Here is a 12,584-nt window from a genome sequence, read left to right on the forward strand (position 1 = left end):
CGCGGGCGGAAAACCGGATTCCACTTTTCCTCGTCCCGCTTTAGGCTTTGCCGCGCGCGCGACGGGGATGCGCGGCTGGGGAGCTCACACCAATGACCAGGACCATCGACGCGCAGCGCTATCGCGGCCGCCGGCTGATCGACACGCCGCTGCTCAACAAGTCCGACGCCTTCACCGATGCCGAGCGCACGGCCTTTCACCTGCACGGGCTGCTGCCGCCCTCGGTGGAGACGCTGGAAAACCAGGTCGCCCGCGCCAAGGACGCCTACGCCCAGAAGACCACGGACCTCGAGCGCCACATCTACCTGCGCGCCCTGCAGGACACCAACGAGACGCTCTTCTACGCCCTGATGGCGGAGAACATCACCGAGCTGATGCCGATGGTCTACACGCCGGTGGTCGGGCTCGGCTGCCAGCGCTTTTCCGAGATCTACCGCAAGCCGCGCGGCCTGTTCGTCTCCTACCCGCTGCGCGATCAGATGGACGACCTTCTGGACTCCGCCGGCGCCCAGGACGTGCGCGTGATCGTGGTGACCGACGGCGAACGAATCCTCGGCCTCGGCGACCAGGGCACCGGCGGCATGGGCATCCCGATCGGCAAGCTGTCGCTCTACACCGCCTGCGGCGGCGTGGCCCCGGACTACACCCTGCCGATCACCCTGGACGTGGGCACCAACAACCAGGACCTGATCGACGACCCGTTCTATATCGGCTGGCGCCACGAGCGGATCACCGGCGACGACTACGTGGCCTTCGTCGACGCCTTCGTGGACGCGGTGAAGCGCAAGTGGCCGAACGTGCTGCTGCAGTTCGAGGACTTCGCCCAGAACCACGCGACCATGTTCCTGGAGCGCTACCGCGACCAGCTCTGCATGTTCAACGACGACGTCCAGGGCACCGCCTCGGTGGTGGTCGGCACGGTCCTGTCGGCGGTCAAGGAATCCGGGCGGCCGCTGTCGGAGCAGCGCGTGGTGGTCGTCGGCGCCGGCTCAGCCGGCTGCGGCATCGCCGAGCAGATGATCCGCCTGATGGTGGAAGACGGGCTCGATCCGGAGGAGGCCCGCAAGCGCTTCTACATGATCGACCGGGAAGGCCTGGTCTTCGACACCCAGAAGGATCTCTGGCCGTTCCAGGCAGCACTCGCCCACACCGCTGACCACGTCGCAGCATGGACGGCCGGCGAAACGCCCGGGAAGTTCTCCCTCCTGGAAACCGTGCAGAACGCGAAGCCGACCATCATCATCGGCGTGACCGGCCATCCCGGCGTGTTCACCGAGGAGGTGATCCGCGCCATGGCCGCAACCGCGGAACGGCCCATCGTGTTCCCGCTGTCCAATCCGACCTCCCGCTGCGAGGCACAGCCGGAAGACGTGCTCGCCTGGACCGACGGCCGCGCCATCATCGGTACCGGCAGCCCGTTCCAGCCGGTGACGCACGGCGGCAAGACCTATCCCATCGCCCAGACCAACAACTCGTACATCTTCCCGGGTCTGGGCCTCGGCATTCTGGCGCTCGACATTCCCCGGGTGAGCGACGCCATGTTCATGGCCGCCTCGCGGGCCCTGGCAGACTGCAACACCGGCGGCGCCGGCGACGTGCCGGTGCTTCTGCCGCCGCTCGCCGACATCCGGCAGGTCTCGCGCGCCATTGCCATTGCCGTGGGCAAGGCGGCGGCCGCCGAGGGACTGATCGCGGCGATGGACGATGCGGCGATCGCCGCGAAGGTCGACGCCGCCGTGTGGGAACCCGTCTACAGCGACTACGTGGCCGCCTGAGCGCGACCGGCAGGGGAGTTCGAGTGATGGCTAAGATGCGGGTTGCGGACCAGATGGCGCAGGCCCTCGAGGCGGCCGGCGTGGAGCGGGTGTGGGGCGTCGTGGGCGACAGCCTGAACGGCTTCACCGATGCGCTGAGGACCTCCAAGACGATCTCGTGGATGCACACGCGCCACGAGGAGACGGCGGCGTTCGCCGCCGGCGCCGAGGCGCAGCTCACCGGCAAGCTCGCCGTGTGCGCGGGAAGCTGCGGGCCGGGCAACCTGCACCTCATCAACGGGCTGTTCGACTGCCACCGCACCCGCACGCCGGTGCTGGCGATCGCCGCGCACATCCCCAGCGCGGAGATCGGCTCCGGCTACTTCCAGGAGACCCATCCGGAAAATCTCTTCCGCGAGTGCAGCCACTATTGCGAGCTGGTCTCCAGCCCGGCGCAGATGCCGCGCGCCATGGAGATCGCCATGCGCACGGCGATCCAGAAGCAGGGCGTGGCGGTGCTCGTCATTCCCGGCGACGTGGCGCTGGCGGCTGCGGAAAGCGACGCGCCAGTGACCTTCGCCGAAACCGAGCTGCCGGTTGTGGTGCCGCCGGAAGCCGAGATCGACCGGCTGGCCGAGCGCCTCAACGGCGCCGGCAAGATCACCCTTCTGTGCGGCGCGGGCTGCGCCGGCGCGCACGCCGAGGTGGTCGCGCTGGCCGATGCGCTGAAGGCCCCCATCGTGCATTCGCTGCGCGGCAAGGACCACGTGGAGCACGACAACCCGTACGATGTCGGCATGACCGGCTTCATCGGCTTCTCGTCCGGCTACCACGCCATGGTGAGCGCCGACCTGCTCCTGATGCTGGGCACCGACTTTCCCTACCGCCAGTTCTATCCCGCCGACGCCAAGGTCGCGCAGGTTGACATACGCGGTGAAAATCTCGGCAAGCGCACCCGCCTCGATCTCGGTCTCGTGGGCGATGTCGGGGAAACCCTGCGCCGCCTCAACCCGAAGGTCCGCGCCAGAAGCGACGACGCCTTCCTGAAGAAGGCGCAGGACCACTATCGCAAGGCGCGCCACGACCTCGACCAGTTGGCCGTCGGCAAGCCCGGCTCGAAGCCGGTTCATCCGCAATATGTGGCGAAGATCATCGACGAGGTGGCCGCCGACGACGCGATCCTTTCCTGCGACGTCGGCCAGACCACGGTCTGGGCCGCCCGCTACCTCCACCTCAAGGGCACGCGGCGGCTGATCGGCTCCATGCTGCACGGCTCCATGGCCAACGCCATGCCGCAGGCGCTGGGCGCCCAGGCGGCCTATCCGGGCCGGCAGGTGGTGTCCATGTCCGGCGACGGCGGCTTCACCATGATGATGGGTGACATCATCTCCGCCACCCAGCTCGGCCTGCCGATCAAGATCGTGGTCTTCAACAACGGGCTGCTCGGCTTCGTCGACATCGAGATGAAGGCGGCCGGCTTCCTGCCCTTCGGCACCGACCTGAAGAACCCGAACTTCGCTGCCATGGCCGAGGCGCTGGGCATTCTCGGCATCCGGGCTGAGGATCCGGCCGAGGTCCGTCCGGCCATCGAGCGCGCCTTCGCCCACGGCGGGCCGGCGCTCGTCGACGTGGTGACGGATCCGATGGAGCTGGTCATGCCGCCGGAGATCAAGGCGGAGCAGGCCGTCGGCTTCAGCCTCTATGCCGCGCGCGCCATCATGAACGGACGCGGCGACGAGATCGTGGAGCTTGCGAAGAGCGCGCTCTTCCGGTGATCCTGCAGGAGCCGGGCGCGATCCCGGCTCCGCCCTCCGGCGGTCCGCTTCCCTCGTACCCGGAGACCGGCCATCCCATGACCCTGATGCTCCAGACCCTCTATTTCGAGGATCTCTCCCTCGGTCAGCGCGACAGCTTCGAGAAGACGGTGATGGCCGACGACGTGGTCGGCTTCGCGGAAGTGTCCGGCGACCGCAACCCGATCCACCTGTCGGAGCATTTCGCGGCCCGCACGCCCTTCAAGACGCGCATCGCCCACGGCCTCTACACCGCCAGCCTGATCTCCGCCCTGCTCGGCACCCGCCTGCCGGGTCCCGGCGCCATCTACCTCTCCCAGAGCCTCAACTTCCGCGCCCCGGTGAAGATCGGCGATACGGTGACCGTGTCGGTGGAGGTGGTGGAGCTGATCGCGGAGAAGAACCGCGCCCGGCTCTCCTGCGAGTGCCGGGTCGGCGAGACGGTGGTGCTCGACGGCGAAGCGCTGGTGAAGGTGCCGTCGCGCGCCGAGATCGAGGTCGCGTGAGAGGGGAAGCAGCCACGCCGGCCACGCGGCACTTGATTTTGGCGCGGGGGGTGGGCAGCTTCCGCCAGCCGGGCGCGCGCCCGGTTCCGTTTTACGCCGGGTCCGTTCCCGGCCCCGATCCCGTGACCGGTCCGCGCCCTTCATGAGCTCCCAGTCCGCCGCCTTTTCCGACGGCTCCTTCACCTTCCCCATCGCGGAGGTTCCCGAGCGGCTGCGCGGCGGCGTTGCGGCCATCGGCAATTTCGACGGCGTTCACCGGGGCCATCAGATGGTTCTGAACGAGGCGCGGACCGCCGCCCGACGCATGGGCGTGCCTGCGGTGGCCCTGACCTTCGAGCCGCACCCGCGCACGTTCTTCCGGCCCGACCAGCCGGTGTTTCGGCTGACGCCACCGGCCGAGCGCGCCGTTGTGCTGAGCGCGCTGGGCCTGGACGGCGTGGTGATCGTGCCGTTCGATGCGGCCCTGGCGGCCACGGAAGCCGACCGGTTCGTCGACGGCATCCTGCGCGACCGCCTGGCGATCCGCGGCGCAGTGGTCGGCTACAATTTCCATTTCGGCAAGGCGCGCGGCGGCACGCCCGACTTCCTGCGCGAGCGCGGCGAGGCGGACGGCTTCGCCGTCACCGTGGTGGAGGCGACCGTCGACGAGGGCGGCGAGCCGATTTCCTCCACGCGGGTGCGCGCGGCGCTGGAGGCCGGTGCTCCGGAGGTGGCGGCCCGGCTGCTCGGCCATCGCTGGCTTGTGGTGGGCGAGGTCATTCACGGCGATGCCCGCGGCCGGACGCTGGGCTATCCCACCGCCAACATAAGGCTGGCGCCGGACTGCGCGCTGCGCCATGGCGTCTATGCGGTGCGGGTGGCGGTCGACGGGCAGACTTATGACGGCGTCGCGAGCTATGGCCGCCGACCGATGTTCGACGACGGCGCGCCGCTGTTCGAGACCTTCCTGTTCGACTTCTCCGGCGATCTCTACGGCCGCAAGCTCACCATCTCGGTGTTTTCCTTCCTGCGGCCGGAGCTGCGCTTCGACGGGGTGGAGGGTCTGATCGCTCAGATGGACGCCGACAGCGCCGATGCCCAGCGGATCCTCGGCGAGGCCGAGCCGCTCTCCGACCTCGACCGGATGCTGTCGTTCAGGGCGGGATAGGGCGGCGGGAGGCGGCCGGGAAAGCGGCCCGCCTTCAGAGGCCGGTCTCGCCGTCGGGTCGCAGCCGGCGCCACGCGTAGGCGCCGTAGACGAAGACCAGAACGATCGCCAGACCGTACCAGGTGACCGCGTACTGAAGGTGGCTGTTGGAGAAGGTGAGCGGCGTCTCGCCGGCCTGGGGCAGGCCGTTCGGCGGCGTCTGGGAGGCCACCAGCGACACGTAGTAGGGGGCGACCTTGTCGGCATCGAGGTCCAGCGGCGCGGCCATCTTCGACAGGTCGCGAACGATCCACTCGTTGTCCTCGACATTGGGATCGGGCGTGAAGAAGGCGCCGGTCTCCCCGAAGCGGACCAGCCCCTCGATGGTGGTCTCGCCGGGCGGCGGGCCGGGGCGCGTGCCCGGCTCCTTCTTGTCGAGCGGCACGAAGCCGCGGTCGACCAGCAGCGTCCAGCCGTCGTCCGTCTGGAAGGGCGCGAAGATCAGGTAGCCGGGACCGCCGAGCGGGCCATTGGGCTCGCCCAGCGCCATGAAGACATGGATCTCGCCCTCGCCGTAGCGGCCGTTCGCCTCGACGCGCTGGAAGATCCAGCGATCGGGATCGACATCGGGCCAGCGGCCCGGGCCGGGCGCGGCCACCGGATCGGCAACGCTGCGCGATTCAGCCGCCGCGATCAGGCCTTCCTTCCAGTCGAGCCGCCGCATCTGCCAGTTGCCCAGCGTGACCAGGATGGCGAGGGCGACGAGGGTGGCGAGCGTCGGCCAAACGAGGCTGCGGAGGGCGGAACGGGGCGTGGCGCTCACGCCTCCTCGACCCGGCCTTCGGCGGCCTTCATCTCGTACTGGCGGGCGATCAGCCAGCCCTTGAGCGGCCGGATCATGCCCAGCGACAGGCCTATTGTGAGCGGACCGAGGATGAGCATCTGCAGCCACAAGGGCGGCTGCCAGAGCACTTCCATGAGAAGCGCCAGGCCGACCACGAGGAAGCCGACGATGAGAATGACGAACACGGCCGGGCCGTCGCCGGAATCGATGAACTTGAAATCGAGGCCGCAGACCTTGCAGGAATCCGCCGTCTGCAGGAAGCCGTCGAAAAGCCGCCCCTCGCCGCAGCGCGGGCAGCGGCCGGCCGGGCCGGTGGAGGCGGCGGGCAGCGGCGGATAGGTCCGCTTGCGGGCGGGCCGCGTGGCGGCCGGCTGCCCGGAAGTCGCGTTGTCGCTCATGGCGTCGCATTCAGGCTGGCGGTGGAGGGCGCGGCGGGTGCCGCGCCCGGCCAGATCAGGAGAGCATGGAGCCCACGTTGGCGAGGAAGGCCTGGACCTCCTCGGTGTGGGCGGATGCGCCCCAGACGTAGATGCAGGCGAAGAGGAACAGCCAGACCACGTCGACGAAATGCCAGTACCAGGCGGCCGCCTCGAAGCCGAAGTGATGATCCTTGGTCCAGTGGCCGCGCAGCGCGCGTCCGAGGCAGACCATCAGGAAGATCGTTCCGACGATGACGTGGAAGCCGTGGAAGCCGGTCGCCATGAAGAAGGTCGACCCGTAGATCGATCCGGCGAAGGCGAAGTCGGCGTGGCTATATTCCAGATACTGGACGTAGGAGAAGAACAGGCCCAGCAGGATCGTCAGGATCAGGCCCCACTTCAGGCTCTGCCGGTCGTCGTGCAGCAGCGCGTGGTGGGCCCAGGTGACGGTGGTGCCGGAGGTCAGCAGGATCAGCGTGTTGAGCAGCGGCAGGTGCCACGGATCGAAGCTCTCGACCCCCTCGGGCGGCCAGACGCCGCCGGTGTGCTCCAGCTTGAGATACTCGATGGGCGCGTTGATGAAGAGCGCCGCGTCGAAATAGGCCCAGAACCAGGCCACGAAGAACATCGCCTCGGAGGCGATGAACAGGATCATGCCGTAGCGCAGGTGCAGCTTGACGACGCGGGTGTGGTCACCGCCGAGCGATTCCTTGATGGTCGCCGACCACCAGCCGTACATCGTGTAGAGCACGATGAGCAGGCCGACGACGAAGAGACCCCAGCCCTCGAACGGGATGCCCGCGACGACGAGTTCGTCACCCTGGTGCCAGCGGAACAGGCCGACGGCGCCGAACGCCATGACAAATGCGCCAACCGACCCCAGGAACGGCCACGGGCTAGGCTCTACGAGATGGTAGTCGTGGTTCTTCTGGTGCGCCTCGGCCATCGCTGCGTCCCGATCCTTCGTCCTGTGTGTCCCGCTCTCGGGTCTTGATTTCGAACGTTTCTACAACCGCGGGACCGGCTTCGCCAGAGCGAGACGCCCGCTTTTGCAGCCCGTCCGGCTGACGCCGGCCCGGATTAGTCTGTGGCGGGAGGCCGTCCGGCCCGCCTGCCCGGTCGTGCGGGATGCCCCGCCCTCAGTCCATCGTCTTCTAGAGAGGCCGGTCGACGACCGCGCCGCCCATCTTGAAGATCGTGATCACGTAAAACAGCACCACCAGCACCGCCAGAAGGGCCGCGATCGCCAGGGACCGTGCCCTGCGATTGCGCTTCTGCCGGTCTGTCAGGCGGATGCCGTCATCGTCGCCACCGTCGCTCATGCCGCCTCACACCAGCCCTGCGATGCGCTCGCCGAGCAGCGTTGCGAACAGGAGGAAGAGGTAGATCAGCGAAAATCCGAAGAGCTGCCCGCAGGCCCGCGCCGCCGCCTTGCCCTCGCGGCGCACCAAGACGTTGACCGCGCCGGCCAGGAACACGGCACCCGCCACCACCGACACGGCGAGATAGGCCGGGCCGGCGAAGCCGAGGAACCAGGGCGAGATGCCGGCCGGAACCAGCACGACGGCGTAAAGCAGGATCTGCCAGCGCGTCGCCGTCGGCCCGGCCACCACCGGCAGCATCGGCACGCCGGCGCGCGTGTAGTCCTCGTTCTTGAGCAGCGCCAGCGCCCAGAAGTGGGGCGGCGTCCACAGGAAGATGATGGTGAACAGCACCAGCGGCGGAACCGCGAGGCTGCCCGTCATGGCGGCCCAGCCGATCACCGGCGGCAGCGCGCCGGACGCACCGCCGATGACGATGTTCTGGGCGGTGCGGCGCTTCAGGACCACCGTGTAGAAATGCGCGTAGAACCAGATGGTGAAGGCGAGAAGCCCGGCCGCCAGCCAGTTGGCCGTCAGCCCGAGCGTCAGAACGGAGCCCACCGACAGCGCCATGCCGAAGGCGAGCGCGGCTTCCGGCTGGACCCGCCCCGTCGGCACCGGCCGATTGCGGGTGCGCGTCATCACGGCGTCGATGTCGGCGTCCCACCACATGTTGAGCGCAGCGGACGCGCCCGCGCCCACCGCGATGGCCAGCAGCGAGATGCCGGCGAGCACCGGGTGCAGGCCGGTCGGGGCGATCGCCATGCCGACCAGCGCGGTGAAGATCACCAGCGACATCACCCGCGGCTTCAGCAGCGCGACATAGTCGGCGACGGTCGCCTCGCCTGCGACATCGATATCCGGGTGGGTAAGCGTGGCGTGAGCCATGGAGGCGTGGATCCGTCCCTGTCTGGCGTTGGGCGGGGCGGGGTTCGGCCCCGGCAGGACCGGCCGCCGATGCGGCCTCGTCCCGACCCCTGGTCGCTTCAGTCATGGACAAGCCGGCCAACCGGGCCGGCTTGTCGTGGTCGTTTCGAACCCGGCGCGGATCCTACTTGATGCGCGGCAGGGTCGAGAACTGGTGGAACGGCGGCGGAGAGGACAGGGTCCACTCCAGCGTCGTGGCGCCGGCACCCCACGGGTTGTCACCCGCGACCCGCTTCTTCGAGAAGGCCTCGATGATGCCCCAGAGGAACACCAGCACGGCCAGGCCGGACAGATAGGAGCCGAGCGAGGACACGAAGTTCCAGCCGGCGAAGGCGTCCGGATAGTCGGCGTAGCGGCGCGGCATGCCGGAGACACCGAGGAAGTGCTGCGGGAAGAAGATGAGGTTCACGCCGATGAACGTCATCCAGAAATGCAGCTTGCCGATGAACTCGTTGTACATGTAGCCGAACATCTTGGGGAACCAGTAGTACCAGCCCGCGAATATGCCGAACACGGCGCCCATCGACAGCACGTAGTGGAAGTGGGCGACGACGAAGTAGGTGTCGTGCATGGCCCGGTCGAGGCCCGCGTTGGCGAGCTGGACACCGGTTACGCCGCCCAGCGTGAACAGGAAGATGAAGCCGATCGCCCACAGCATCGGGGTGCGGAAGGAGATGGAACCGCCCCACATCGTGGCGATCCAGGAGAACACCTTCACGCCCGTGGGCACCGCGATCACCATGGTGGCGAACACGAAGTAGGCCTGCGTGTCGGCCGACAGACCCACCGTGTACATGTGGTGCGCCCACACGACGAAGCCGATCACGCCGATGGCGATCATGGCGTAGGCCATGCCGATATAGCCGAACACCGGCTTGCGGGCGAAGGTCGACACCACGTGGCTGACGATGCCGAAGGCCGGCAGGATCAGGATGTACACCTCGGGGTGGCCGAAGAACCAGAACAGGTGCTGGTAGAGGATCGGGTCACCGCCGCCGGCCGGGTCGAAGAAGGCCGTGGCGAAGTTGCGGTCCGTCAGCAGCATGGTGATCGCGCCGGCAAGCACCGGAAGCGACAGCAGCAGCAGGAACGCGGTGACCAGCACCGACCACACGAACAGCGGCATCTTGTGCAGGGTCATGCCCGGCGCGCGCATGTTCAGGATGGTGGTGATGAAGTTGATCGCGCCGAGGATCGACGAGGCGCCGGCGATGTGGAGCGCGAAGATCGCGAAGTCCATGGCCGGTCCGGGGCTTCCCGAGCTCGACAGCGGCGGATAGGCGGTCCAGCCGCCACCGAAGCCGTTCGACCCCGGCGCGCCGGGCACGAACAGCGAAATGATGAGCATCGCGAACGCGGTCGGCAGCAGCCAGAAGGAGATGTTGTTCATGCGCGGGAACGCCATGTCCGGCGCACCGATCATGATCGGGACGAACCAGTTGCCGAAGCCGCCGATCAGCGCCGGCATGACCATGAAGAAGATCATGATCAGGCCGTGCGAAGTCGTGAAGACGTTGTAGACCTCGGGGTTGGTGAAGATCTGGAGCCCCGGCTCCTGCAGCTCGGCACGCATGGCGACGGAAAGGGCGCCGCCGATGATCCCCGCGGTGATCGCGAAGATCAGGTACATCGTGCCGATGTCCTTGTGGTTCGTGGAGTAGACCCAGCGCCGCCATCCGGTCGGATGGTCGTGAGCGGCGTCAGCGACAGTGGTGCTCATCGTCCCAATCTCCTTGTCGATCCGGTTCGGCCCGCGCCCGCAAGCAGCCGGCCGTCGGTCGATCCCTTATTCAGCGGCGGCGCCGGCGGTCTCGGCCGCGGCGACCTTCTGCTCTTCTGCATCGTTGTGGGCGGCCAGGCTGCGACGCTCCTCAGCCTGCCAGGCGAGCAGCATGTCGTTGGCCTTCTGGATGTCGTCCTTCGCGGCCGCCGCCCACTGGTCGAACTGGTCCTGCTCGACCACGCGGATCGCGATCGGCATGAAGGCGTGGCTCTGGCCGCAGAGCTCAGAGCACTGGCCGTAATAGACGCCGGTCTTCTCGGCCTGGAACCAGGTCTCGTTCAGGCGGCCCGGAAGGGCGTCCATCTTGATGCCGAAGGCCGGCATGGCAAACGAGTGGATCACGTCGGCCGAGGTGATCTGCATCCGGACGATCTTGTCGACGGGCACGACCATGTCGACATCGACGGCGAGCAGCCGGGGCGCCTGCTCGGGCGTCAGGTTGTGCTTCTCGCGGAACGCGTCGAGGTCGGCGTTCTGGATCATGTAGGACGTGAAGTCGATGCCCTCATATTCCTCGTCCGGGTAGGTGTAGCCCCAGTACCACTGGTACCCGGTGGCCTTCACCGTGAGGTCGGCTTCCGGGATGGTGGTCTGGAAGAACAGGAGCCGGAAGGACGGCACCGCGATGGCCACCAGGATGAGCACCGGAACGACGGTCCAGACGACCTCGATCAGGGTGTTGTGCGAGGTCTTGGAGGGGACCGGGTTGGCGCGCTCGGAAAAGCGCCACATGCACCAGCCGAGCAGCGCCATCACGAAGATGACGATCAGCGTCATGATGACGAAGGTGTAATTACTGAACCATGTCACGCCGGCCATGATGTCCGTCGCGGCGGGCTGGAAGGTCATCTCCCACGGCTGCGGCTGTGCGGCCATGGCCGATCCCAGCGGAGCAGCCGCGGCAAGCGCGGCGATCCCGGCCCGGGCGGTCCAGTTCCTCAGTCTTGCCCCACACTTCATCGCGGTCGACACCTCGTCTCGCATTCGTATCTCGCTTCCGTCCCAGTCGCCGGCCGGCCTCGCCGATCAGCGCCAATACCCACCGAAGGGCCATCCGGATCCGGCCATCCCGCCCGGGGCACGATGCCGGGGAACGACCGGTGCGCACATGCGCCCCGTTATGTATCAGCCACCGCTGGATGAAAAGCGTCACTGCGACGCATTCCAACAAGAGGCCTTAAAATAGCTCCAACCTTTACACCATGCACTCTCTTGCACGCTCCGAGACGAAACGCCACGCCCAAAACCGGCTGCGGGACGCGACCGGGCTCCTGCATCGCGCAGCCATCGGGGATGCCATCCCGCCGCCTTGATCGGGGCGCAAGCCTCCCGCGTCTTTTCGAGCAGCCAACGATCGGGCAGGGTCGGCAAACGCCCGCCAATGCTGCTAAGAAGACCGACACTCTTTCAAGCCGACGGAACGAGAACGGTATGAAAACTGACACGTCCTCCGCATTTGCGCCGCGAATCGCCTGGATCGCCGCGGCTGTCTGCCTGTTCTTCACAGTGGCGGCGACGCCGGTTCCCGCGAACGCGCAGGGGCAGGTGAAGTCGACCCACGGCGACTGGCAGATCCGCTGCGACACGCCGCCCGGCGCGCAGGGGGAACAGTGCGCCCTGATCCAGAACGTGACCGCGGAAGACCGCGAGAATGTCGGACTGACCGTCATCGTGCTGCACACCGCCGACAAGGACGGGCGCATCCTCCGGGTGCTGGCGCCGCTCGGCGTGCTGCTGCCGTCCGGCCTCGGCCTGACCATCGACGACGAGGACGTGGGCCGGGCCGGCTTCGTGCGCTGCCTGCCGAACGGCTGCGTGGCCGAGGTGATGCTGGACGACGAGCTTCTGGGCAAGCTGGAAAGCGGCTCCACCGCCACGTTCATCATCTTCCAGACGCCCGAAGAGGGCATCGGCATTCCGATCTCGCTGGCCGGATTCACCGAGGGTTTCACCACCCTTCCGTGATCCGGGCCCGCCCGGCACGCGGCTGACGTCCGGTCTTGGCGGCCGGGCGTGCGGGCCACATATGCCGGACTGCGGACCGGGCTGCCGGTCCGGCCTGGCCCGTGCG

General features: G+C 67.8%; 12 protein-coding genes. 5 read left to right on the forward strand and 7 right to left on the reverse strand.

What is annotated here, in order from left to right:
* Positions 1 to 92 precede the first annotated feature (92 nt).
* The 4 genes from C507_RS0114430 (at position 93) to C507_RS0114445 (ending at position 5,200) form a co-directional block, all read left to right on the forward strand.
* The gene (locus tag C507_RS0114430) at positions 93 to 1,775 is read left to right on the forward strand and encodes an NAD-dependent malic enzyme (RefSeq protein WP_018700418.1); all 1,683 of its coding nucleotides are present in this window, start codon (positions 93 to 95) and stop codon (positions 1,773 to 1,775) included.
* A gap of 26 nt (positions 1,776 to 1,801) precedes the next feature.
* On the forward strand, positions 1,802 to 3,529 hold the full coding sequence (gene poxB / locus C507_RS0114435; protein ID WP_026319106.1) for a ubiquinone-dependent pyruvate dehydrogenase: 1,728 nt from the start codon (positions 1,802 to 1,804) through the stop codon (positions 3,527 to 3,529).
* A 77-nt stretch (positions 3,530 to 3,606) separates the two neighbouring features.
* Positions 3,607 to 4,053 carry a MaoC family dehydratase gene (locus C507_RS0114440; RefSeq protein ID WP_026319107.1) on the forward strand — a complete coding sequence of 149 codons (447 nt, stop codon included), beginning with the start codon at positions 3,607 to 3,609 and terminating at the stop codon, positions 4,051 to 4,053.
* Positions 4,054 to 4,195: 142 nt separating this feature from the next.
* On the forward strand, positions 4,196 to 5,200 hold the full coding sequence (locus C507_RS0114445; protein ID WP_018700421.1) for a bifunctional riboflavin kinase/FAD synthetase: 1,005 nt from the start codon (positions 4,196 to 4,198) through the stop codon (positions 5,198 to 5,200).
* Positions 5,201 to 5,234: 34 nt separating this feature from the next.
* Here C507_RS0114445 and C507_RS0114450 read toward each other — a convergent pair whose 3' ends face one another.
* The 7 genes from C507_RS0114450 to coxB all read right to left on the reverse strand — a co-directional run bounded on the left by C507_RS0114450 (position 5,235) and on the right by coxB (position 11,497).
* Positions 5,235 to 6,002: an SURF1 family protein gene (locus C507_RS0114450; RefSeq protein WP_018700422.1), complete on the reverse strand. Its 768-nt coding sequence runs from the start codon at positions 6,000 to 6,002 to the stop codon at positions 5,235 to 5,237.
* Entirely contained in the window at positions 5,999 to 6,421 is a 423-nt protein-coding gene (locus C507_RS0114455) for a DUF983 domain-containing protein (RefSeq protein ID WP_018700423.1), read from the reverse strand. The genes C507_RS0114450 and C507_RS0114455 overlap by 4 nt, the downstream gene beginning before the upstream one ends.
* A gap of 55 nt (positions 6,422 to 6,476) precedes the next feature.
* Complete coding sequence (locus C507_RS0114460) at positions 6,477 to 7,388, reverse strand: cytochrome c oxidase subunit 3 (protein ID WP_018700424.1); 912 nt, start codon at positions 7,386 to 7,388, stop codon at positions 6,477 to 6,479.
* Positions 7,389 to 7,596: 208 nt separating this feature from the next.
* On the reverse strand, positions 7,597 to 7,764 hold the full coding sequence (locus tag C507_RS23300; RefSeq protein WP_018700425.1) for a hypothetical protein: 168 nt from the start codon (positions 7,762 to 7,764) through the stop codon (positions 7,597 to 7,599).
* Between the two features lie 6 nt (positions 7,765 to 7,770).
* A complete protein-coding gene (locus C507_RS0114470; RefSeq protein WP_018700426.1) occupies positions 7,771 to 8,691 on the reverse strand; it encodes a heme o synthase in 921 nt (306 codons plus the stop codon).
* Between the two features lie 163 nt (positions 8,692 to 8,854).
* Complete coding sequence (gene ctaD, locus C507_RS0114475) at positions 8,855 to 10,450, reverse strand: cytochrome c oxidase subunit I (RefSeq protein WP_018700427.1); 1,596 nt, start codon at positions 10,448 to 10,450, stop codon at positions 8,855 to 8,857.
* A 66-nt stretch (positions 10,451 to 10,516) separates the two neighbouring features.
* Positions 10,517 to 11,497 carry a cytochrome c oxidase subunit II gene (coxB, locus tag C507_RS0114480; RefSeq protein ID WP_018700428.1) on the reverse strand — a complete coding sequence of 327 codons (981 nt, stop codon included), beginning with the start codon at positions 11,495 to 11,497 and terminating at the stop codon, positions 10,517 to 10,519.
* 447 nt (positions 11,498 to 11,944) lie between these two features.
* On the opposite strand from coxB, the gene C507_RS0114485 reads away from it, so the two are divergent.
* Positions 11,945 to 12,478, forward strand: coding sequence for an invasion associated locus B family protein (locus C507_RS0114485; RefSeq protein ID WP_018700429.1), 534 nt, complete (start codon positions 11,945 to 11,947; stop codon positions 12,476 to 12,478).
* Positions 12,479 to 12,584: the final 106 nt, after the last annotated feature.

It is taken from the genome of Amorphus coralli DSM 19760, from assembly GCF_000374525.1.
Taxonomy (GTDB): domain Bacteria; phylum Pseudomonadota; class Alphaproteobacteria; order Rhizobiales; family Amorphaceae; genus Amorphus; species Amorphus coralli.